This window comes from Pseudomonas chlororaphis subsp. aurantiaca (assembly GCF_013466605.1).
In the GTDB taxonomy this organism is placed as follows: Bacteria; Pseudomonadota; Gammaproteobacteria; order Pseudomonadales; family Pseudomonadaceae; genus Aquipseudomonas; species Aquipseudomonas chlororaphis_I.
This window is the reverse complement of record NZ_CP059162.1, coordinates 2,730,877-2,751,892: the sequence shown is the minus strand read 5'-3', so window position 1 is coordinate 2,751,892 and position 21,016 is coordinate 2,730,877. Positions and strand designations below refer to the sequence as shown.

The 21,016-nt window shown below is 65.4% G+C and carries 23 protein-coding genes and 1 pseudogene; 12 read left to right on the top strand and 12 right to left on the bottom strand.

Annotated elements, in window-relative coordinates; translation table 11 throughout:
* From H0I86_RS12780 to H0I86_RS12765, 4 genes are all read right to left on the bottom strand, one after another.
* Positions 1-1,419 (bottom strand): LLM class flavin-dependent oxidoreductase, encoded by a 1,419-nt coding sequence (locus H0I86_RS12780; protein WP_180925286.1) that lies wholly within the window; start codon positions 1,417-1,419, stop codon positions 1-3.
* Positions 1,420-1,481: 62 nt separating this feature from the next.
* Positions 1,482-1,895, bottom strand: coding sequence for an acyl-CoA dehydrogenase (locus tag H0I86_RS12775; protein ID WP_180925285.1), 414 nt, complete (start codon positions 1,893-1,895; stop codon positions 1,482-1,484).
* Between the two features lie 10 nt (positions 1,896-1,905).
* Entirely contained in the window at positions 1,906-3,108 is a 1,203-nt protein-coding gene (locus tag H0I86_RS12770) for an SfnB family sulfur acquisition oxidoreductase (protein WP_180925284.1), read from the bottom strand.
* A gap of 172 nt (positions 3,109-3,280) precedes the next feature.
* The gene (locus H0I86_RS12765) at positions 3,281-3,844 is read right to left on the bottom strand and encodes a helix-turn-helix domain-containing protein (RefSeq protein WP_038583791.1); all 564 of its coding nucleotides are present in this window, start codon (positions 3,842-3,844) and stop codon (positions 3,281-3,283) included.
* 15 nt (positions 3,845-3,859) lie between these two features.
* On the opposite strand from H0I86_RS12765, the pseudogene H0I86_RS12760 reads away from it, so the two are divergent.
* Positions 3,860-4,877 (top strand): annotated as a pseudogene (locus tag H0I86_RS12760) (DMT family transporter).
* 1 nt (position 4,878) lies between these two features.
* Here the strand turns inward: H0I86_RS12760 and H0I86_RS12755 are convergent.
* Positions 4,879-5,322: a hypothetical protein gene (locus H0I86_RS12755; RefSeq protein WP_180925283.1), complete on the bottom strand. Its 444-nt coding sequence runs from the start codon at positions 5,320-5,322 to the stop codon at positions 4,879-4,881.
* A gap of 245 nt (positions 5,323-5,567) precedes the next feature.
* Here H0I86_RS12755 and H0I86_RS12750 point away from each other — a divergent pair, with 245 nt between their 5' ends.
* Genes H0I86_RS12750 through H0I86_RS12725 form a run of 6 tightly spaced genes read left to right on the top strand, consistent with a single transcriptional unit; the run spans position 5,568 to position 11,637 of the window.
* Positions 5,568-8,486: a monovalent cation/H+ antiporter subunit A gene (locus H0I86_RS12750; RefSeq protein WP_180925282.1), complete on the top strand. Its 2,919-nt coding sequence runs from the start codon at positions 5,568-5,570 to the stop codon at positions 8,484-8,486.
* Positions 8,486-8,830: a Na+/H+ antiporter subunit C gene (locus H0I86_RS12745; protein ID WP_003202835.1), complete on the top strand. Its 345-nt coding sequence runs from the start codon at positions 8,486-8,488 to the stop codon at positions 8,828-8,830. The genes H0I86_RS12750 and H0I86_RS12745 overlap by 1 nt, the downstream gene beginning before the upstream one ends.
* Complete coding sequence (locus H0I86_RS12740; RefSeq protein ID WP_180925281.1) at positions 8,827-10,512, top strand: monovalent cation/H+ antiporter subunit D; 1,686 nt, start codon at positions 8,827-8,829, stop codon at positions 10,510-10,512. Before H0I86_RS12745 ends, H0I86_RS12740 begins: the two co-directional genes overlap by 4 nt.
* Positions 10,509-10,997, top strand: coding sequence for a Na+/H+ antiporter subunit E (locus tag H0I86_RS12735; RefSeq protein ID WP_180925280.1), 489 nt, complete (start codon positions 10,509-10,511; stop codon positions 10,995-10,997). Before H0I86_RS12740 ends, H0I86_RS12735 begins: the two co-directional genes overlap by 4 nt.
* A complete protein-coding gene (locus tag H0I86_RS12730; RefSeq protein ID WP_007932799.1) occupies positions 10,994-11,272 on the top strand; it encodes a K+/H+ antiporter subunit F in 279 nt (92 codons plus the stop codon). The genes H0I86_RS12735 and H0I86_RS12730 overlap by 4 nt, the downstream gene beginning before the upstream one ends.
* A complete protein-coding gene (locus H0I86_RS12725; protein ID WP_180925279.1) occupies positions 11,269-11,637 on the top strand; it encodes a Na+/H+ antiporter subunit G in 369 nt (122 codons plus the stop codon). The genes H0I86_RS12730 and H0I86_RS12725 overlap by 4 nt, the downstream gene beginning before the upstream one ends.
* Positions 11,638-11,750: 113 nt before the next feature.
* Here H0I86_RS12725 and H0I86_RS12720 read toward each other — a convergent pair whose 3' ends face one another.
* Positions 11,751-12,188 carry a DUF3995 domain-containing protein gene (locus tag H0I86_RS12720; protein WP_180925278.1) on the bottom strand — a complete coding sequence of 146 codons (438 nt, stop codon included), beginning with the start codon at positions 12,186-12,188 and terminating at the stop codon, positions 11,751-11,753.
* Between the two features lie 97 nt (positions 12,189-12,285).
* Between H0I86_RS12720 and H0I86_RS12715 the strand changes: the two genes are divergently transcribed.
* Positions 12,286-12,675: a DUF2946 domain-containing protein gene (locus H0I86_RS12715; RefSeq protein ID WP_180925277.1), complete on the top strand. Its 390-nt coding sequence runs from the start codon at positions 12,286-12,288 to the stop codon at positions 12,673-12,675.
* A 91-nt stretch (positions 12,676-12,766) separates the two neighbouring features.
* Positions 12,767-14,902 carry a TonB-dependent receptor gene (locus H0I86_RS12710; RefSeq protein ID WP_180925276.1) on the top strand — a complete coding sequence of 712 codons (2,136 nt, stop codon included), beginning with the start codon at positions 12,767-12,769 and terminating at the stop codon, positions 14,900-14,902.
* A gap of 110 nt (positions 14,903-15,012) precedes the next feature.
* On the opposite strand, the gene H0I86_RS12705 is transcribed toward H0I86_RS12710, so the two are convergent.
* From H0I86_RS12705 to H0I86_RS12695, 3 genes are all read right to left on the bottom strand, one after another.
* Positions 15,013-16,029, bottom strand: coding sequence for an ABC transporter substrate-binding protein (locus H0I86_RS12705; protein ID WP_180925275.1), 1,017 nt, complete (start codon positions 16,027-16,029; stop codon positions 15,013-15,015).
* Positions 16,030-16,146: 117 nt separating this feature from the next.
* Positions 16,147-16,344, bottom strand: coding sequence for a hypothetical protein (locus H0I86_RS12700; protein ID WP_180925274.1), 198 nt, complete (start codon positions 16,342-16,344; stop codon positions 16,147-16,149).
* A complete protein-coding gene (locus H0I86_RS12695) occupies positions 16,341-16,790 on the bottom strand; it encodes a hypothetical protein (RefSeq protein WP_031286381.1) in 450 nt (149 codons plus the stop codon). The genes H0I86_RS12700 and H0I86_RS12695 overlap by 4 nt, the downstream gene beginning before the upstream one ends.
* 544 nt (positions 16,791-17,334) lie before the next feature.
* On the opposite strand from H0I86_RS12695, the gene H0I86_RS12690 reads away from it, so the two are divergent.
* From H0I86_RS12690 to H0I86_RS12680, 3 genes are all read left to right on the top strand, one after another.
* Entirely contained in the window at positions 17,335-17,565 is a 231-nt protein-coding gene (locus H0I86_RS12690) for a hypothetical protein (RefSeq protein WP_009043392.1), read from the top strand.
* Positions 17,566-17,630: 65 nt separating this feature from the next.
* Positions 17,631-18,023, top strand: a complete 393-nt coding sequence (locus tag H0I86_RS12685; protein ID WP_180925273.1) for a hypothetical protein — start codon at positions 17,631-17,633, stop codon at positions 18,021-18,023.
* A gap of 85 nt (positions 18,024-18,108) precedes the next feature.
* Positions 18,109-18,348, top strand: a complete 240-nt coding sequence (locus H0I86_RS12680) for a DUF2789 domain-containing protein (RefSeq protein WP_124350635.1) — start codon at positions 18,109-18,111, stop codon at positions 18,346-18,348.
* On the opposite strand, the gene H0I86_RS12675 is transcribed toward H0I86_RS12680, so the two are convergent.
* The 3 genes from H0I86_RS12675 to H0I86_RS12665 all read right to left on the bottom strand — a co-directional run bounded on the left by H0I86_RS12675 (position 18,345) and on the right by H0I86_RS12665 (position 20,941).
* Positions 18,345-18,563 (bottom strand): hypothetical protein, encoded by a 219-nt coding sequence (locus tag H0I86_RS12675; protein WP_180925272.1) that lies wholly within the window; start codon positions 18,561-18,563, stop codon positions 18,345-18,347. The genes H0I86_RS12680 and H0I86_RS12675 overlap by 4 nt on opposite strands.
* 131 nt (positions 18,564-18,694) lie before the next feature.
* The gene (locus H0I86_RS12670; RefSeq protein WP_373369427.1) at positions 18,695-19,933 is read right to left on the bottom strand and encodes a methyl-accepting chemotaxis protein; all 1,239 of its coding nucleotides are present in this window, start codon (positions 19,931-19,933) and stop codon (positions 18,695-18,697) included.
* 603 nt (positions 19,934-20,536) lie between these two features.
* Positions 20,537-20,941, bottom strand: a complete 405-nt coding sequence (locus H0I86_RS12665) for a TraR/DksA family transcriptional regulator (protein ID WP_007923643.1) — start codon at positions 20,939-20,941, stop codon at positions 20,537-20,539.
* Positions 20,942-21,016 lie beyond the last annotated feature (75 nt).

The window sequence follows — 21,016 nt, the reverse complement described above, 5'->3', positions numbered from 1 at the left end:
CTACAGAGAAGGTATCCGGATGGAGGCCTCCTGCTGCTCCTGGCGATGCCAGGCCGCCAGATCGCGATAAGCACTGCCCGGATGACGCTCCGGCAAGCACGGCCCGGCGCCGAACAGCTTCTCGCGCAAGGTGCCGGGGGCGTATTCGGTCTTGTACGCGCCGCGCTTCTGCAACTCGGGGACCAGCAGTTCGACGGCGTCGACAAAGGTCTCGTGGGCCAACGCATAGGCCAGGTTGAAACCGTCCACATCGGTGTCCTCGACCCACTCCTGGAGCAGGTCGGCCACGGTTTCCGGGCTGCCGACGAACAGCGGGCCGAAGCCGCCGATGCCGACCCAGTCCGCCAGCTCATGGGGCGTCCAGACCTTGTTCGGGTCGGCCGTGGAGAAGGCCTCCACCGCCGACTGGATGGCGTTGGTGTGCACATGCTTGAGCGGCTCATCGGGCTTGAACTGGCTGAAGTCGATGCCGGTCCAGCCGGAAATCAGCGCCATGGCGCCCTCGTAGCTGACCCAGGACTTGTACTCCTCGAACTTGGCCCTGGCCTTGGCGTCGGTCTCGCCGAGGATCACCGTCTGCAGGTTGAAGATCAGGATCTTCGCCGGATCGCGCCCGGCCTCGGCGGCGCGGTGACGGATATCGGCCACGGTCTTCTTCAGCAGCACCTTGGACGGCGCGGCGACAAACACGCACTCGGCCTGCTCGGCGGCGAACTGCTTGCCGCGGCTCGATGCGCCGGCCTGGTAGAGCACCGGGGTGCGTTGCGGCGAAGGCTCGCAGAGGTGGATGCCCGGTACCTGGAAGTGTTGGCCGAAGTGGCGGATTTCATGGATCTTGCTCGGGTCGCTGAAAATCCGCCGTTCCCGGTCGCGCAGCACCGCGCCCTCTTCCCAGCTGCCTTCCCAGAGCTTGTAGCAAACCTGCAGGTATTCCTCGGCGTAGTCGTAGCGGGCGTCGTGCTCGGTCAGGGCTTTCTGCCCGAGGTTCTTCGCCCCGCTTTCCAGGTAGGAGGTGACGATGTTCCAGCCGGCCCGGCCCTTGGTCAGGTGATCGAGGGTCGAAAGACGCCGGGCGAAGGGATAGGGATGCTCAAACGACAGCGACGCGGTCAGGCCGAAGCCCAGATGCTCAGTGACCAGGGCCATGGGCGGGATCAGTTGCAGCGGGTCGTTCACCGGCACCTGGGCTGCCTGGCGGATCGCTGCCTCGCCATTGCCCTGATAGACGTCATAGATGCCCAGCACATCGGCAATGAACAGGCCATCGAACTTGCCGCGTTCGAGGATCCGCGCCAGGTCGGTCCAGTATTCGAGGTCCTTGTACTGCCAGGAACGGTCCCGGGGATGGGCCCACAGGCCCGGCGACTGGTGGCCGACACAGTTCATGTCGAAGGCATTGAGACGGATTTCACGGGGCATCAAACCGCACTCCTGAAACTGGGCGGCACCACGCCGTTGAGGCGGTAGTTGCCGATCAACGGCTATTTCCAGCGCAACGGCTCATCCTGCGCGGCGGGCAGCGGGCTGCGCTGGCCGGTCAGCTCGAACTCGGCGTTGCTCACCGCGAGCAAGGCCTCGCGGCTGGCGATGGCCGCCTCGGCCTGGGCCACGCCGACCTCGGCGACATCCTGTTCCCTGGCGAGCAAGGCCTGCGCCCGCTCCTGCAAGGCGGCGGCAACTTCGATCCGGATCAGCAGGTCGCCAAAGCGGCTGATCACATAAGGGTCGTCGCTGGCCCTGGCCAGGCCGCTGCCGGGCCAGGGCTTGGCCTGTTCGCGGACAAAGGTGAGGGTCGACTGCAGCAGTTCGCGGGCGCGGCTCAGGTCGTCGTGGCTTGATTCGGACTGTACATCGGAGTGCTTTTGCTGGGCGCTGGCTTGGCTCAATGCATTCATGGGCGGTTCCTCAGTTCCAGGCGTGGCGGGCCGGCTTGACGCCGTTGAGCAGGAAGTTGCCGATCAGGTGGTATTTCCAGCGCGCGGGATCATGCAGGGTGTGGGTCCGCGCGTTGCGCCAGTAGCGGTCGAGGTTGTACTTGCCGAGCACCGAGCGGGTGCCGGCCAGCTCGAACAGCTTACTGCTGGCGAGCAAGGCGCTTTCCGTCGACAGCACCTTGGCTTGCGCCACCACCACCGAGGCGTGGGCCACGGTGTCTTCGTTGGGTTCGCGCAATGCCTGGTCGATGGCCAGGCCGGCCTTTTCCAGGATCGCTTCGCTGCCGTGCACCCGCCATTCCAGGTCGCCGATGGCAGCGAGGGTGAACGGGTCCTGCCAGCCATGGTCCTGGCCGCTGTCGATCCAGGGCCGCGACTGGCGGGCGTGGCGCTTGGCTTCTTCCAGGGCGCCGAGCGCCAGGCCGGTGTCCACCGCTGCCTGGATGATCTGCGAAATCGGCCCGTCGGCGGTGGGCTCGTCGAACGCGCGATGGGCCGGGATCACCGCGCTCAGCGGCACCTGCACCGCCTCGAGGGTGACGCCGCCGCTGGCGGTGGTGCGCTGGCCGAAACCGTCCCAGCTGTCGATCACCGTCAGGCCGGGGTTATCCCGTTCGATAAAGGCGATGAACGCCTTGTTCTCTTCGTCGACCGCCACCGCCGGCACGATATGGGCGAACAAGGCGCCGGTGCAGTAGAACTTCTCGCCGTCGATCCGCGCGCCGTCGGCATTGAAACGGATTCGGGTCTCGAAGGCGCCGGCATGCTTGCTGCCGGCTTCGGAGAACGCGTTGCCGAAGCGATAACCCTGCAGCACCTTGGCGAAGTAGTAGCGCTTCTGCTCTTCTCTGGCGGTCTGCAGCAGGATGTCGAGCACGCCCAGGTGGTTCTGCGGCAGTTGGCCGAGGGACGAGTCGGCGGCGGAAATGATCTTGATCACCTCCGCCACCGTCACGTAGGACACCCCGGCGCCCCCGTAGGCCTTGGGAATGGTGATGCCCCACAGGCCGCTGGCGGAGAACTCGTCGAGCTCGGCGAACGGCAGGCGCCGCTCGCGATCGCGCACGCTGGCCTCGACGGCGAAACGTTCGGCCAGGGTCCGGGCGACGGCGATTGCCTCGGCATCGGAGCGGATGAGGTGGGCGGTTCGGGTGGGTTGAGCAGTGGCTGTCATGGCCGACTCCAGGTCCTGTCGAATGCGGAAGATCCGTTCTGACCGGGAGATTGCAGGAGTCGTGCCGAAGCCTGTAAAGCTTGTGAATCAGTAAGTTGAATCGAATTCATAAGAAATGGAATCAACTTAAAACAGGCAAAATGTTCAAGCACTGTTGCTCAGGCAACAGTGCTCAGATCACCACGTTGCGCACGAAACGCACCGCCACCGTCCCATCGTTGCGATAGGCATGCGGCAGGTTGCTGGCGAACATGAAGAACTCGCCGCTGTCCAGGCGCCGCTCCTGCTCGCCCAGGACCAGGGTCAGGCAGCCCTCGCAGACATACAGCTGCTCGCTCCAGCCTTCGGCGTCCGGCTCGGACAGGTATTGCTCGCCCGGCTCCAGGCGCCACTCCCACAGCTCCACTTCGCGGCAGGCGTTGGCCTTGGCCAGCAGCACCGCCTTGCTCCCGGGAATCAGCCCGGCCCAGGCCAGTTCGTTGATGCGGCTCGGGTCGCGGGCATCGGGGGCCTGGATCAGGTCGCTGAAGGCCACGTCCAGGGCCTCGGCCACCCGGTCCAGGGTGCTGAGGCTGACATTCTTCTCACCGGCCTCGATGGCCACCAGCATGCGCCGGCTGACCCCGGACTTTTCCGCCAGGGCGCTCTGGCTCAGCTCGGCGGCGTGGCGCAAGCGCCGGACGTTATGACTGACATGCTGCAGCACGGATGCGCGCTGCCCGGGATCTTTGTGCACTATATTGCTCACTGTATGGATTTGCGCAGTATACTGCCCAACTTCGCGGCGCATTGTGCGGCCGCCCCGGGTAGCGCGCAAGGGCATGACGTCGGTGAACTCCTCCAAACCTTCCTCCTTCTTCCTCAAACTGAGCAAAGCCGAGTGCGTGCTGGTGCTGATCACCATGGTCTGGGGCGGGACCTTTCTCACCGTGCAGCACGCCATGACCGTCAGCGGCCCGATGTTCTTCGTCGGCCTGCGCTTTGCCGCGGCGGCCTGCATCGTCGGGCTGTTCTCCCTGCGCAGCCTGCGCGGGCTGACCCTGTTCGAACTCAAGGCCGGGGTCTTCATCGGCACCGCCATCATGCTCGGCTACGGCTTACAGACGGTTGGCCTGCAAAGCATTCCCAGCAGCCAGTCGGCCTTTATCACCGCGCTGTACGTGCCCTTCGTGCCGCTGCTGCAATGGCTGTTCATGGGCAAGCGCCCGGGGCTGATGCCGAGCATCGGCATCATGCTCGCCTTCACCGGCCTGATGCTGCTCTCCGGGCCGAGCGGCGCCGCGCTGGACTTCAGCCCGGGCGAAATCGCCACCTTGATCAGCACCGTGGCCATCGCCGCGGAAATCATCCTGATCAGCACCTACGCCGGCCAGGTCGATGTGCGCCGGGTCACAGTAGTACAACTGGCCGCGACCTCGGTGCTGTCGTTCCTGATGGTGGTGCCGACCCAGGAAACCATCCCGGACTTTTCCTGGCTGCTGCTGGCCAGCGCCCTGGGCCTGGGCGCCGCCAGCGCGGCGATCCAGGTGGCGATGAACTGGGCGCAGAAAAGCGTCTCGCCGACCCGCGCCACCCTGATCTACGCCGGCGAACCGGTGTGGGCCGGGCTGGTCGGACGCATCGCCGGCGAGCGCCTGCCGGCCCTGGCCCTGCTGGGCGGCGCGCTGATCGTCGCGGCGGTGATCGTCAGCGAGTTGAAGACCAAGGGTAAGAGTGGCGAGATGCTCGAGGCGGATCGGCTGGACGAGACCGCGGATTCGCAACACTGAGTTAGCGCGGCAACGACTCGACAATGGCCGCCAGCTCCTGCCGGGAGAGCTGGCCAGCCTGCAGCGCGGCGACAATGTCTTCTCGCGTCATGGTTTTATCCGGGACCTGCTCGACATCGACATTCCATAACCACAGGGGGCTGATCTGCGCCTGCCCCGGCCAGAAGGCCTTGGGCAGGGCTTCCTGGGCGATAACGCCCTTGTGATAGAAGTACGCCAGGTAGCGGCTATGGCCCTCGGCAAAGCCGGTGTCGTAATAGAGCACCGTGCCGGCGGGCAAGGCCGCCGCCGCTTGCCCCTCGATCGACAAGGGTTCCAGGGTCTTGAAGCGGCTCATGCCGGCAGTGGGCCCAGCCAGGGTCAGCCACAGCCAGACGATCCAGCCGCCGAAGGCCATCAGCAGCAGGCCGGTTAGGGCTTTGCGGGTAAAGGTTCCGAGGGTCATAAGGGGCCTGTCTGCTTCCTTTCAAGCGGGTCCGTTGCCGAGGGGCGCGACCCTAACACCGCGCGCAGCGCTTTGCTGTCATTCACGCCGGGCAAACTGCCATGACTTTGGCGCCAGCCGGCTTTTTGTCCCCGGTCTTGAATGCTGGCCGAAGGGGTTTTGTAGGATCCTGCCACAGCTTCAAGGTTGGTGATCACAGAGTCGGCACGTATGATGCATCACAATTTCCCGCAGATTAGAAGCCTATGTCCCTGATAGTTCTACTGCTTCTGCCTTTTATCGGCAGCTGTCTGGCGACCCTGCTACCGCACAACGCGCGTAACACCGAGTCCCTGCTGGCAGGCCTGGTCGCCTTGGCCGGTACCGTGGCGGTGGCCTCGATGTACCCGCAGATCGCCCATGGCGGCGTGATCCGTGAAGAGTTCAACTGGCTGCCCAGCCTCGGCCTGAACTTCGTCCTGCGCATGGACGGTTTCGCCTGGCTGTTCTCCATGCTGGTACTGGCCATCGGTACTCTGGTGTCGCTGTACGCGCGCTACTACATGTCGCCGGAAGACCCGGTGCCGCGCTTCTTCGCGTTTTTCCTGGCCTTCATGGGCGCCATGCTCGGCCTGGTGATTTCCGGCAACCTGATCCAGATCGTGTTCTTCTGGGAACTGACCAGCCTGTTCTCCTTCCTGTTGATCGGCTACTGGCACCACCGCTCCGATGCCCGGCGCGGCGCCTACATGGCGCTGATGGTCACCGGCGCGGGGGGCCTGTGCCTGCTGGCGGGGGTCATGCTGCTCGGCCATGTGGTCGGCAGCTACGACCTGGACCAGGTCCTGGCTGCCGGAGATCTCATCCGAGCCCATGCCCTCTACCCCATCCTCCTGCCCCTGATCCTGATCGGCGCCCTCAGCAAAAGCGCGCAGTTCCCCTTCCACTTCTGGCTGCCCCACGCCATGGCCGCGCCGACACCGGTCTCGGCCTACCTGCACTCGGCGACCATGGTCAAGGCCGGGGTCTTCCTCCTCGCCCGCCTCTGGCCGTCGCTGTCCGGCAGCGAAGAATGGTTCTGGATCGTTGGCGGCGCCGGCGCCGCGACCCTGGTGCTGGGCGCCTACTGCGCAATGTTCCAGAACGACCTCAAGGGCCTGCTGGCCTACTCGACCATCAGCCACCTGGGCCTGATCACCCTGCTGCTGGGCCTGAACAGCCCGCTGGCCGCGGTGGCCGCGGTGTTCCATATCCTCAACCACGCCACCTTCAAGGCCTCGCTGTTCATGGCCGCCGGCATCATCGACCACGAAAGCGGCACCCGTGACATCCGCAAGCTCAACGGCCTGATCAAGCTGATGCCGTTCACCGCTACCCTGGCCATGGTCGCCAGCGCCTCCATGGCCGGCGTGCCGCTGCTCAACGGTTTCCTGTCGAAAGAGATGTTCTTCGCCGAAACGGTGTTCATCAATTCCACCGCCTGGGTCGAGGCCGCCCTGCCGGTGATCGCCACCATCGCCGGGACCTTCAGCGTCGCCTACTCCCTGCGCTTCACCGTGGATGTGTTCTTCGGCAAGCCGGCCGAAGACCTGCCGCACACGCCCCACGAGCCACCACGCTGGATGCGCGCGCCGGTGGAACTGCTGGTGTTCACCTGCCTGCTGGTGGGGATCTTCCCGGCGCAGATGGTCGGCCCGCTGCTGGCCGCGGCCGCCCAGCCGGTGGTCGGCGGCACCCTGCCGGAGTACAGCCTGGCGATCTGGCACGGCCTGAATGCACCGATCATCATGAGCCTGATCGCCATGTCCGGCGGCATCGTGCTCTACCTGCTGCTGCGTGCCCCGCTGGTGCGCGGCCACTTCGCCTACCCGCCGCTCATTGGCCGCTTCAACGGCAAGCGCCTGTTCGAGCGCAGCCTGGTGAGCATGATGCGCCTGGCCCGGCGCCTGGAGCGGCGGATCAGCACCCTGCGCCTGCAAACCCAGCTGTTCCTGCTGGTGCTGGTGGCGGTGCTGGCCGGCCTGATCCCGATGCTCTACAGCAGCCTGAGCTGGGGCGACCGGCCGAAGATCCCGGGCTCCATCGTCTTCGTCACCCTCTGGCTGCTGGCCATCGCCTGCGCCCTGGGCGCCGCCTGGCAAGCCAAGTACCACCGCCTGGCGGCCCTGACCATGGTCAGCGTCTGCGGGCTGATGACCTGCGTGACCTTCGTCTGGTTCTCCGCGCCCGACCTGGCCCTGACCCAACTGGTGGTGGAAGTGGTGACCACGGTGCTGATCCTGCTCGGCCTGCGCTGGCTGCCACGGCGGATCGAGGATGTTTCGCCGCTGCCGAGCAGCGTGCCCAAGGCCCGTGCCCGCCGCCTGCGCGACCTGCTGCTGTCGATCGCCGTCGGCCTGGGCATGGCCGTGCTGTCCTACGCCATGCTGACCCGCCAGACCCCCAACGACATTTCCTCGTTCTACCTCAGCCGCGCCCTGCCGGAAGGCGGTGGCAGCAATGTGGTGAACGTGATGCTGGTGGACTTCCGCGGCTTCGACACCCTGGGCGAGATCACCGTGCTGGCGGCCGTGGCCCTGACCGTGTTCGCCCTGCTGCGGCGCTTCCGCCCACCGAAGGAAAGCATGCAGCTGCCAGCCCAGCAGCGCCTGCTGGCGCCCGACGTGGTCACCGACCTGGTCAACCCGCGCCATGCCAGCGACACCGCCCTGGGCTTCATGATGGTGCCGGCGGTACTGGTGCGCCTGCTGCTGCCGATCGCCCTGGTGGTGTCGTTCTACCTGTTCATGCGCGGCCACAACCTGCCGGGCGGCGGTTTCGTCGCCGGCCTGGTGATGTCGGTGGCGTTCATCCTGCAATACATGGTCGCCGGCACCCAGTGGGTCGAGGCCCAGATGAGCCTGCGGCCGCTGCGCTGGATGGGCACCGGCCTGCTGTTCGCCACCCTGACCGGGCTCGGCGCCCTGGCGTTCGGCTACCCGTTCCTGACCACCCACACCCTGCACCTGGACCTGCCGCTGCTGGGTGATATCCATATCGCCAGCGCGCTGTTCTTCGACATCGGCGTGTATGCCGTGGTGGTCGGCTCGACCCTGCTGATCCTCACCGCGCTGGCGCACCAGTCGGTGCGGGCGCACAAGCCGAGCCCGTCCAAATCCCTTGCCAAGACAGGAGCCACCGCCTGATGGAAGAAGTCATTGCAATCGCCATTGGTGTGCTGGCGGCCTCCGGCGTCTGGCTGGTGCTGCGGCCACGGACCTTCCAGGTGGTGATGGGCCTGTGCCTGCTGTCCTACGGGGTCAACCTGTTCATCTTCAGCATGGGCAGCCTGTTCATCGGCAAGGAGCCGATCATCAAGGACGGCGTGCCCCAGGACCTGCTGCACTACACCGACCCGCTGCCCCAGGCGCTGGTGCTCACGGCGATCGTCATCAGCTTCGCCATGACCGCGCTGTTCCTGGTGGTGCTGCTGGCGTCCAGGGGCCTGACCGGCACCGACCATGTGGATGGCCGGGAGCCCAAGGAATGAGCCTGATGCCGCACCTGATCGTCGCGCCTATCCTGCTGCCGCTGCTGACCGCCGCGGTGATGCTGATGCTCGGCGAGAAACATCGCCCGCTCAAAGCCAGGATCAACCTGTTCTCCAGCATGCTCGGCCTGGGCATCTCCGTGCTGTTGCTGTACTGGACCCAGCAGACCGGCGTGCCCGGCTCCGTCGGCGTGTACCTGCCGGGCAACTGGCAGGTGCCGTTCGGCATCGTACTGGTGGTCGATCGCCTGTCGGCGCTGATGCTGGTGCTCACCGGGATCATCGGCGTCAGCGCCCTGCTGTTCGCCATGGCCCGCTGGGACCGCGCCGGAGCCAGCTTCCACGCGCTGTTCCAGATCCAGTTGATGGGCCTGTACGGCGCCTTCCTGACCGCCGACCTGTTCAACCTGTTCGTGTTCTTCGAAGTGCTGCTGGCCGCCTCCTACGGCCTGATGCTCCACGGTTCGGGCCGCGCGCGGGTGTCCGCCGGCCTGCACTACGTGGCGATCAACCTGCTGGCCTCGTCGCTGTTCCTGATCGGCGCGGCGCTGATCTACGGCGTCACCGGCACCCTGAACATGGCCGACCTGGCGCTGAAGATCCCGCTGGTGCCGGAAGCCGACCGCGGCCTGCTGCACGCCGGCGCGGCGATCCTCGCCACCGCGTTCCTGGCCAAGGCCGGCATCTGGCCGCTGAACTTCTGGCTGGTGCCGGCCTACTCCGCGGCCAGCGCGCCGGTGGCGGCGATGTTCGCGATCATGACCAAGGTCGGCGTCTACACCCTGCTGCGCCTGTGGACCCTGCTGTTCTCCGGCCAGGCCGGGGCCTCGGCCTACTTCGGCGGCGACTGGCTGATCTACGGCGGCATGGCGACCATCGTCTGCGCGGCCCTGGCGATCCTCGCCGCGCAGCGCCTGGAACGCATGGCCAGCCTGAGCATCCTGGTCTCGGCCGGGATCCTCCTGGCGGCGATCGGCTTCGCCCAGCCCAGGCTGATCGCCGGCGCGCTGTTCTACCTGGTCAGCTCGACCCTGGCCCTGAGCGCGCTGTTCCTCCTGGCGGAGCTGATCGAACGCTCGCGCTCGGCCAACGAAATCCCCCTGGACGACGAGGCCGAAACCCTGCCCCGGCCCCTGGAGTCGCTGCAACCGCCACCGGGCACCAACCTCGACGACGAGCGCAAAGCCGTGGTCGGCCAGGTGATTCCCTGGACCATGGCCTTCCTCGGCCTGAGCTTCATCGCCTGCGCGCTGCTGATCATCGGCATGCCGCCGCTGTCGGGTTTCATCGGCAAGCTGAGCCTGATCGGCGCCCTGCTCAACCCGGCCGGGCTGGGCCAGGCCAGCGATACGCCGCTGTCCGGCGCCGCCTGGGGCCTGCTGGCCTTGCTGATCCTCTCCGGCCTGGCGTCGCTGATCGCCTTTTCACGCCTGGGCATCCAGCGCTTCTGGACCCCGGAAGAACGGCCGTCGCCATTGTTGCGGCGCTTCGAGTGCGTGCCGATCATTGCCCTGCTCGGGTTGTGCATGCTGCTGACCGTCAAGGCCGAGCCGCTGCTGCGCTTTACCCAGGCCGCCGCCGACAGCCTCAACGACCCGCAGCAATATGTGATGGCCGTGCTCGGCACCCGGGCGATCCCCAGCCCCGAGGCCCAGGCGGCGTTGCCGGAGGTGCAGCCATGAAGCGCCTGTTCCCCGCGCCCTGGTTGTCGCTGGCGCTGTGGTTGCTGTGGCTGGTGCTGAACCTGTCCGTCAGCCCCGGCAACCTGCTGCTCGGCGCGCTCCTGGGCTTCTGCGCGCCGTTGATGATGCGGCCGTTGCGCCCGCTGCCGATCCGCATCCGCCGCCCCGCGACCATCCTGCGCCTGTTCCTGCTGGTCGGCCGCGATGTGCTGCTGTCGAACCTGGCCGTGGCCTGGGGCGTGCTCAACGCCGGGCGCCGCCCGCCGCGCTCGCGCTTCGTCAAGATCCCCCTGGACCTGCGCGACGCCAACGGCCTGGCCGCGCTCTCGACCATCACCACGGTGGTGCCGGGCACGGTGTGGTCCGAGCTGTCCCTGGACCGCAGCGTCCTGCTGCTGCATGTGTTCGACCTGGACGACGAAGCGGCTTTCATCCAGCACTTCAAGACGACCTACGAGCGTCCGTTGATGGAGATCTTCGAATGAGTGCCCTGCTCACGAACGCGATCCTGTTCAGCCTGTTCCTGTTCTCCGTGGCCATGGTCCTGACCCTGGTCCGGCTGTTCAAGGGCCCCTCGGCCCAGGACCGGGTCCTGGCCCTGGATTACCTGTACATCCTGGCGATGCTGATGATGCTGGTGCTGGGCATCCGTTATGCCAGCGACACCTACTTCGAGGCGGCGCTGCTGATCGCCCTGTTCGGCTTCGTCGGCTCCTTCGCCCTGGCCAAATTCCTCCTGCGTGGCGAGGTGATCGAATGAATGCCGTCAGTGAACTGTCGTGGTGGATCGAGATACCGGTGGCGATCCTGCTGGTGCTCAGCAGCGCCTTCGCCCTGATCGGCGCTATCGGCATGCTGCGCATGAAGGGCTACTTCCAGCGCATGCACCCACCGGCCCTGGCCTCGACCCTGGGCGCCTGGTGCGTGGCCCTGGCGTCGATCCTGTATTTCTCGGGGATGAAATCCGCGCCGGTGCTGCACGCCTGGCTGATTCCGATCCTGCTGTCGATCACCGTGCCGGTGACCACCCTGCTGCTGGCGCGGGCGGCGCTGTTCCGCAAGCGCATGGCCGGCGACGATGTGCCGGCGGAGGTCAGTAGCCGGCGTCGCGAAAGCGGCGGCTGAGTTCTTCAGCGCCTGGACCAACGCTATCGCGGGCAAGCCTCGCTCCTACAGAAGAAGATTTGTGTGCTTCTGTAGAAGCGGGCGGCGATCCGACTTGCCCGCGATGCTTTTGCTCAGCTCCAGGCCACCACCAGCAACCCCGCCCCCAGCACCACGCACAGCGGTGAATAGAACAAGGTGTCCAGCCGGGCGAACCTGGACTCGCTGACTTCCTTGAAGAACCCCACCAGGTTCGAGTCGCCGATGGCCCGGGCGAACATCAGCAAGGCCATCGCGCTGATCACCCATTGCAGCGCCGGGTGGCTCACCGTCGGCAGGTACAGGCCCACCCGCAGGCACACCAGCATCGCAATCAGCAGCAAGCCCACCGCCACCAGCAAGGTGGCGAACCCCGAGGGCTTGAACGCCGGCTCCAGCTCGCCCGGCCTCCTGCCCGGCACCTGGGGAATCGCCACGTCGCTGCCGCGCTTGCCACCGGCGGCCCAGTACAGGTGGATCAGGCTGATCAGCAGGAAGGCTCCCGCCATCCATTGCGCGATCAAAACATTCATATGCAAACATCCATGGCAAAAAATGTTGCTGAAGAATGGACCCGCTCGCGCGTTTTTGTAAGTACGTTCGTCGCCTGCGATGGTAAAGTGCCGCCCCATGAAACTCGCCCGAACCGATCGCTCGCTCGTTGCCTGGATGCTCTATTGCTGTGTCCTGTTCAACGTGTTCGCCTGCAGCATCGGCCACGGGCAAATGGTCGGCCAGCAGCTCAACGGAATCGGCGGCCAGTTCTGTACGGTGGACCCGCGTACCCAGGCGCCGGCCTCCTCCAACCCTGCCGACGAATCGCTACCGACCCTGTCCAAGGCCTTCGGTTGCCCGCTGTGCTCCACCGGCGGCATGGGCCCGGCGTTCAACTCCAGCCTGACCCTGGCGATCCTGCCGCAGCACCACAGCCCGCCGCTGGCGCCCCGCGCCACCGCTGACATCCCCACCCGCTTCACCTGGCCCGCGGCCCACCCGCGCGCGCCGCCCGCCTTCGCCTGAGTCTTCTGCCCCTGTCATCAGCCCGCCCCGTGCCCTGACCCACGGTGTTTGTCCGTGGGCTGCTTCCTAGCCAAGAATTCAGGATCTACCGATGAAACACATTCCCCTGCTGGCCAGCCTGTGCGGCTGCCTGTCCGTCAGCGCCTGGGCGCAATCCAGCGTCGACCTGGCACCGATCACCATCGACGGCGAGCAGCCCGTCGAACCCGGTCTGGCCCTCGATCAGTCCAGCGGCATGGCCTCGCGCCTGGGCCTGAGCCTGCGCGAAACCCCGGCCTCGGTGGCGGTGGCCAACCGCAACGACATCGAGCGGCGCGGTGCGCAGAACTTCCAGGACGCCGCCAACAGCCTGCCCGGGGTCAATGCCAGCGCCCCGCCGGGGTTCGGCGGCTTCGTCTCCTACCGTGGTTTCACCAACAGCCAGATCACCCAGATGTTCAACGGCATCAACGTGTCCAGCGGCCTGGCACGGCCGGTGGACGCGTGGATCTATGACCGGGTCGAGCTGCTCGGCGGCCCGTCCTCGCAGGTCAACGGCGCCGGCTCCGTGGGCGGTTCGCTGAACTACGTGACCAAGCTGGCCGACCGCCAGGAACGGGCCATCGAGGGCCGGGTCAGCTACGGCAGCTACGACACCACGGAAACCGCCTTCGGCCTCAACCACGCCCTCAGTGAAGCCGGCGACGAGGTGCAGCACTACGCCCGCCTCGACGTCAGCCACAACACCAGCAACGGCTACATCGACCGCCAGGAGCGCGATGCCTGGAGCCTGGCGTTTTCCCTGCTCAGCGACCTGACGCCGAACCTGTCCCACACCCTGGCCGTGGAATACCAGGACGAACACGAGGACAGCCCGTACTGGGGCACCCCGGTGCTCAACCCCAAGGCCGGCGAGCTGAAGATCGACAAGCACAACCGCTTCAACAACTACAACGTCGAGGACGGCCGCTACGAGCAGCGCACGATCTGGGTGCGCTCGATCGTCGACTACCGGATCAACGACAGCACCAGCCTGCGCAACACCCTCTATCACCTGGACAGCCAGCGCGACTACCGCAACCTGGAGACCTACCAGTACAACGCCGACAACAGCGCGGTGAACCGCTCCACGGCCTATCAGGTGCGGCACCAGGGCGAGCAGAACGGCAACCAGTTCGAGCTGCGCCACGATACCTCGATCTTCGGCCTGGACAGCACCTGGTCCGGTGGCTTCGAGTACAAGGTCAACCGCACCACCAACTCGCCGCTGAACGTCAAGGCGGCCAACAGCGTCGACCCGAACGACTACCAGCCGGGGCATTTCTACGACCTGCCGGGCACTCGCCAGGGCTTTGTCAGCGATAAGACCAACGAGGTCACCACCAAGGCGCTGTTCGTCGAGAATCGCCTGGCCCTGACCGACCAGCTGGCGCTGCTCACCGGCCTGCGCTACGACGACATCGACCTGGACGTGACCAACCATCGCCAGGTGACGGCGAGCAATCCCCGGCACCTCAAGCGCCGTTGGGAACCGGTCACCGGCCGAGTCGGCCTGACCTACCAGTTCCTGCCCAGCGCCAACGTCTACTTGCAGTACAGCACCGCCGCCGAGCAGCCCAACAACAGCACCCAGGACTTCGATGTCTCCACGGGCAAGCAATGGGAAGTGGGCAGCAAGTTCGATTACCTGGACGGCCGCGGCTCGGCGACCCTGGCGGCCTACCGTATCGAGCGCAAGGACTTCGCGGTGACCGACCCGCTGGACCCGATCTTGAGCATCCCGGTGGGCCAGCAGACCTCCAAGGGCATCGAGCTGGCCAGCTCGCTGCGGGTCACCCCGAAGCTGCTGCTCGAGGGCAACTTCGCCTGGGTCGATGCGCAGTACGACGAGTTCACCGAGAAGAACGCCGCGGGCGTGGTGGTGTCACGCAAGGGCAATACCCCGACCAACGTGCCGGACCGGGTCGGCAACCTGTGGCTGACCTATGACCTGGCGCCGCAGTGGCAGACCGGGGTCGACGCGCGTTATGTGGCGTCGGTGTACGCCGACACGGCCAACACCCTGACCGTGCCGTCCTACACCCTGTACGGCACCTTCCTCACCTACAAGCTCGACAGCCACACTTCGATCACCGGGCGGGTGCGCAACCTGACCAACGAGGTCTACGCCGAGTTCGCCCATGTCTCGCCGGCTTACTACCTGGGCACGCCGCGGACCTTCGAACTGGCGGTGCAGAGCCGCTTCTAGAAGCATCGCGGGCAAGACGGATCGCCGCCCGCTCGCTCCTACAGAAGACTGCATGCTGCTGTAGGAGCGGAGCTTGCCCGCGATAGCGATCTCATCCTCACCACAGCGTCTCAGTCGAGACTGGCGCTGACCTTGTCCGCCACATCCTCGGGCAGCCACGCCCGCCATACCTGCGGATGCGCCTTGAGAAAGGCCTGCGCAGCTTCCCGGGGTGGCGTGTGCTTCTCGCTCATCTCCGCCAGGGCCTTGTTCAGCGGTTCGATCGGCAAATCGACCTTGCTGAAGAACTCGGCGATCTGCGGGTACTGCTTCTGGAACGGCGTGGACACGCCAATCGACAGCTTCGAGGCCAGCGAACGCGTGGGACGTGGGTTGGGGTGCTCGGGATCGGTCAGGGTTTTCCAGGCCTCGGCGTCGAACGGCGGCTCTTCCAGCTGGATCAGCTTGAAGCGGCCGAGCAACGGGGTCGGCGACCAGTAGTAGAACAGGACCGGCTGGCCGCGACGGATCGATGAAGTGATCTCGGCGTCCAGCGCCGCGCCGGAACCGCTGCGGAAATTCACATAGCTGTCGGTCAGGCCATAGGCCTTGAGCTTCTGCTTGTTCACCACTTCCGAGGTCCAGCCGATGGGGCTGTTGAGAAAACGTCCCTTGCCCGGGCTTTCCGGATCCTTGAACACATCCTTGTAGCGCGCAAGGTCGGTGACGCTGCGCAGGCCCGGCGCCAGCGGCTTGATGCCCTTGGCCGGGTCGCCCTTGACCACGTACTCCGGCACCCACCAGCCTTCGGTCGCGCCCTTCACCGTGTCGCCCAGGGCCGCCACCTTGCCCTCGGCCTCGGCCTTGACCCACACCGGGCTGCGTCCGGCCCATTCTTCGCCGATGACCTGGATATCGTTGTTGGCCAGTGCGGTTTCCAGGGTGATGGTGGTGCCCGGCAAGGTATCGGTCGGCAGGTCGTAGCCCTTCTCGACGATGGTGCGCAGGATATCGGTGATCAGGCTGCCGCTTTCCCAGTTCAGGTCGGCGAAGTGGATCGGCGCCGGTGCCGCCCAAGCGCCGGCGGGCGCCAGCAAAATACCCAGGCCGAGCAGCGCGCCGCCCAGCAGTGTCCGCAGTCGTTTCATGCCTGTGCCCCTTTTGCCGTTCACAGCGTTGCAGGATGGTCTCGCGGTTTGGGACCGCAAGCCTCTGACTAATTGAGTCATCTGACTGTAGTAGAGGTTCCTGCTTTCAAGGGGACTTCAGTTTTCGCCCTGCTCCTGCAGGCGCTGCAACTCGCGGCGCACCATGCTGGCGTATGCCGCAGGCTTCAGGACATACAGCTGCGAGGCCACCCAGGCCAGCCAGGCGCCTTGCAGCACGGCCTTGCGTTCGAACAGGCGCTGGGCCTCGGCGCGGGCGCGCGCAAGATGCTGCTGGTGGAATTCGGTGCGGCTCACTCGCTGGCCTTGAAGCTCACCAGTTCACCCTTGCGCCATTTGGCGGCCTTGCCGGTCACGGCTTTCAGGGTCTTGGTCAGGCCTTCCTGCAACTGCTGGTTGGCGGCAAATACCGTCACTACGCTGTGGCCTTCCTTGAACAGGATGGCGTGGCCGTCGGCGGTGCTGACAAAGGCGTATTCGCCCAGGCCGTAGACGGTCAGCTTGATTTCGCGAAAACGGATTTCGAACTTGCCGCCTTCACGGCTGGGCAGGACCGCCGCGCGGAAATGATCGCCGACCTTGAGTTCCAGGCGTGGCTTGTCGTCCACGACCAGCGCCGTCTCGGTGTCGATTTCGGCGACGTAAATGCCTTCCGGCGTCTGTTCGGTGATGTAGACGAAACGTGACTGGAACTGTTTGACCAACTTTGCGCGCAAGTCGCCCAGGACGAACAACGCGTGCATATCAAGATTACTGACTGCCAAGGAAAGATCCCCGAAACTGAAAATGACTCTGCCCGCGTAAACGACGGACAGCAGAAAAAGGCGGCCGAACCGGCGCCGTGACTCCACATGAAAACAATCCGAAAAAGCACCACCCGCCAACGCATAGACGCAAACACCGGTGCGCCCCTCCCCAGGACAACCGGAAGGACTACCGGACCGTTTGGCCCGCATCAAGCGCAGAAGAAGTGGTTCCGACCCGCCGAGAAAGCTGCGCCCTCACTGTCGATCGGAAAACCTCACGATCCTTTCGTCACCCTTAATGGGACGGGAGTGCTGCAGGTAAACATCAATCTCTGACTGCCGGGGCAATTCTAGAGCAACTTTATGTATTCAGAGCAACCCATGCGTTAGCAAATCGCTGAAAAAATCTCTTTCACCGTGCCGGCCAGCCACTTGCATGACTTAACTCAGCCATCGACGGGCAACAACTGCCATACTGCCGCGACCTTGAAGCCAGCCACCGGCCAGCTTCACCAGCATATTTTCCAGGGGAAAGTCGGACGTGACGGAATTCGATATAGGCGAGTTTTTCATTCATGGCGAGGCCCGGGATGTCGAGGGTGAGTTCCAGGCCGTGATCGTGATGCGCGCCAAGCCACCGCTGCGCACCGTGCGCTGCCACCAGGTGGAGAAGGACCGCTGGTTCAAGACCGCGGAACTGGCCGAAGCTGCCGCCAAGGAAGCCGCCCGCGCACTCAAGCAGGCCGTCGACCAGGGCGCCCTGAACCTCTGAACGGCGATAAAGGATTGCCGCGCCCGACCGACATATTGGCGAGCCTTCCGATAAAGAGCGCCATGATGATCGACCTCACCCCACCTGCCCGCCTCCCGTCCCTGGCCGAGTTCGCCCTGCCAGGCGCGGCGGGCAGCGAAAGCCCGGCGAGCGATCCGTTGGACCTGCGCACCGCGATCACCCGGGCGAGCAATGCCGCTCCCGACGGCGTGCTCGAAGCGAAAAAGAAGCGCATCAGGCTGCTGCGCAAACAGATCGAGCAATTGCAGCAACGGCTGCGCAAGGCCAACGAGCGCCTGGCGATGGTGCAAAGCGCCGCCCGGCATCGCGCCACCGATGCGCACATGCAGGCATTGTCCGCCGCCCGGGCCCAGGCGCAGGCCGCCAGCAGCGCCTTGTCGATGGCCCAGGTGGCGCTGTTCCAGGCCGAAAGCGCGGTGATCGGCAGCGAGGTCTGAGCGCCCGCCAAGCCGATCGAACGCCTGGTTGCCCGGCGCCTCAGATACAAGACAACGCCCGGATTGCCAAGCGAAGGAGATCAACATGGACTCACCGACCCACGACCTCAAAGGGCTGTTCGACCAACTCGGCCTGGACTCCAGCCCAGGCGCCATCGACGCCTTCATCGCCCGACATTCGCCGCTGCCCGCGGACGTGCGGATGATCGATGCCGACTTCTGGACGCCCCAGCAGGCGGCCTTTCTCAAGGAAGAATTACGCGAGGACGCCGATTGGGCGCGGGTAGTCGACGAGCTCAACCTGCGCCTGCATCAGCGCCGTTAGGCCGAACGGCTGAACACTGGGTGTCCGGCCTTGTCCCGCGCCAGCTGGGCCAGCCAGGACGCCTGGCATTCCACGGCCTCCTCCCGGCTGGCGAACGGCGCGCCGCGGCGCTCGCCATTGACCAGCACGACCCAGCACACATTCAGCCCGACCGCGCGAAAGGTGGCCGGTACACCGCTACCAATCATCACTGCGACATCGACTTTGCTTTGCATGAGGACTTCTCCTGGTAACTAGTTAGCCAGCTAACAATGTCGCTCATGCTAATGAGTTCCCATGCTGGGAAAAAGCCATCTCTTGCACAGCTTCGTTGCAGGGCCGGTAACAATGACCGGCCCGTTCGGGCTCAGCCGCGCGCGGCCTCGACGGCCTGCTCCGGTTTGTAGCCCAGGCGCAGGCCGCCCCAATGCCGGCCCTTGACCCTGATTGGCACCGACAAATCGTGCATCAGCTCGCCGGTATCGCGGGTGTAGGTTTGCAGCAACAGTGGCTGCTGGTGGCTGCCGCAGCGGATGCCGGTGCGGTCCTCGAACTTGCGCTTGGTGCGGTTGTGCAGGGTATCTACCTGCGGGTCGCCGGTCAGCGGCTGCGAGAACACCTTGTTGTGGGTCGGCACATAGCCCTGGGGCGTGCAGGCGATGGCGAACACCAGGCCTTCGTGCCGCGCCAGCAACGGTTCCTGGATCGCTGGCAGCACCTGATCGGCGTAACGGTCGAAGCGGGTCTGGTATTTCACCGGCTGGGTATTGGCGATTGGCTGGTAGCTGCGGTCGAACAGGTCGTCGAAGCTGATGCGGCTGGCGTCCAGGTCCGCCTCGAACTGCTCGGCGATGCGTCGGGCGCCTTCCTGGGCCAGGTCGTAGATGCGCTGGTGATAGTCATCCAGGCCGACCGCCGCCAGGCGCTCGCTGATAATTTCCGTCTGCCCTTCCATCTGCACCGCCGCCTCGGCCAGGCTGCGGGTCTGCTGGTCGCTCACCGCCAGGTCGCCGCGCACCTGCTCCACGGCATGGAACAGGCTGTCCAGTTGCTGGCGATTGGTCTCGGCGCCGCGGGCGATCTCGCCGACCTGGCTTTCCACCCCGGCCGCCAGCCGGGCGATGTTCTGCAAGTGCTGGCCGGTGGACTCGACCTGCTCCACCCCGGTGTTCAGGTCGCTGGACAGCTGGCGGATCTGCTCCACCACCTGGGCCGTGCGCTGCTGGATATCGCCGACCATTACCCCGACCTCGTCGGTGGCGGTGGCCGTGCGCCCGGCCAGGCCGCGCACCTCATCGGCCACCACGGCGAACCCGCGCCCATGCTCCCCGGCCCGCGCCGCCTCGATGGCGGCATTCAGCGCCAGCAGGTTGGTCTGGCTGGCGATCGACTGGATCACCAGCGCCACCCGCTGGATGTCTTCGCTGCGCTGGCTCAAGGCTTCGATCAGTTCACGGCTGTCGTTGGCGCTTTGGCTGAGGCGGTGCATGCGGGTGATGGATTCGCCCAGCACCGCGCTGCCTTCGGCGCTGCTGCGATGGGCTTCGCTGGCGGCGCTCAGGGCCTGCTGGCTGAGCTGCGCGGCCAGTTGCTCGGTGTGGATCATCGCCTCGGCGCTGCTGACGATGCGCGCCGCCGAGTCCAGTTGCGACTGCACCCGCCCGGCCAGTTGCCGGACCGAATAGGCCACGCCGGCGGCCGACAGCGCGTTATGGCTGGTGCTGTAGGACAGGTCGCGAGTCAGCGCGGCGATCTCGCCGTTGTCGACATTGCTGGCCGGCGTCACGGCCTTGGTCGCGACCAGGCGCGGCAGCCAGACGATCAGCAGCATCAGCGGCACGGCAAGGTAGAAGGAAAGCAGCCCCTGGGACAGGGCATACAACACCAGCAGCAAGGCGCTGCTTTGCAGGGCTGGCCCCCGCCAGCGCCGGGTGGCTTGGGCTGTTGGCAGCGGTTGCGCAGTGGCAGCCGACAAAGATCCGTCTTGCGTCATCTGGATTACCCCACGTTTTTCTAATTATTTGCTCTGCATTGAACGCCACTAAAAAGCCATTATCCATGGTCCATTAGTCGCAGGTTTGCAGCAGATCAATAGAAATGCGCGGGGGCTTTCAGGGCGCCCATAAACGACTCGCGGGCAAGCCCGCCATCCCAGGTGCAGTGGCGACCTTGGGATGGGGCTTGCCCGCGAGGGGAGAAGTCTTGGCGATCAGGCCTGACGCTGGTGCTTGTCGATCTGCTCGTGACGTTCCTGAGCTTCGATGCAGTACTTGGTGGTCGGGCTGATCAGCAGGCGTTTCAGGCCGATCGGCTCGCCGCTGTCGTCGCACCAGCCGAAGCTGTCGTCGCCGATACGGCCCAGGGCCTGCTCCAGCTGCGGCAGCATGCGCTGGTCGCGGTCGATAGCGTTGACCAGCCAGGTCCGCTCTTCCTCTACGGAAGCCGCGTCGGCAGGGTCGGCCGGGGTGTCCAGGCTCTCAATGGCGATTCGGTTCTGTTCGATGCGCTCGTGGGTTTCGACCTTCATGGCCTGCAACAGCTCAGTGAAAAAAGCCAGCTGCTCGGCGTTCATGTAGTCATCCGCCGGCATGGCCAGCAACTTTTCCTTTGTCATTGATTTCTCTATAAAAAATACGTGCATTAAGGCGAATTAAAGCTGTTTTCCGTGCCCCCTTTCGGGGCATCGGAA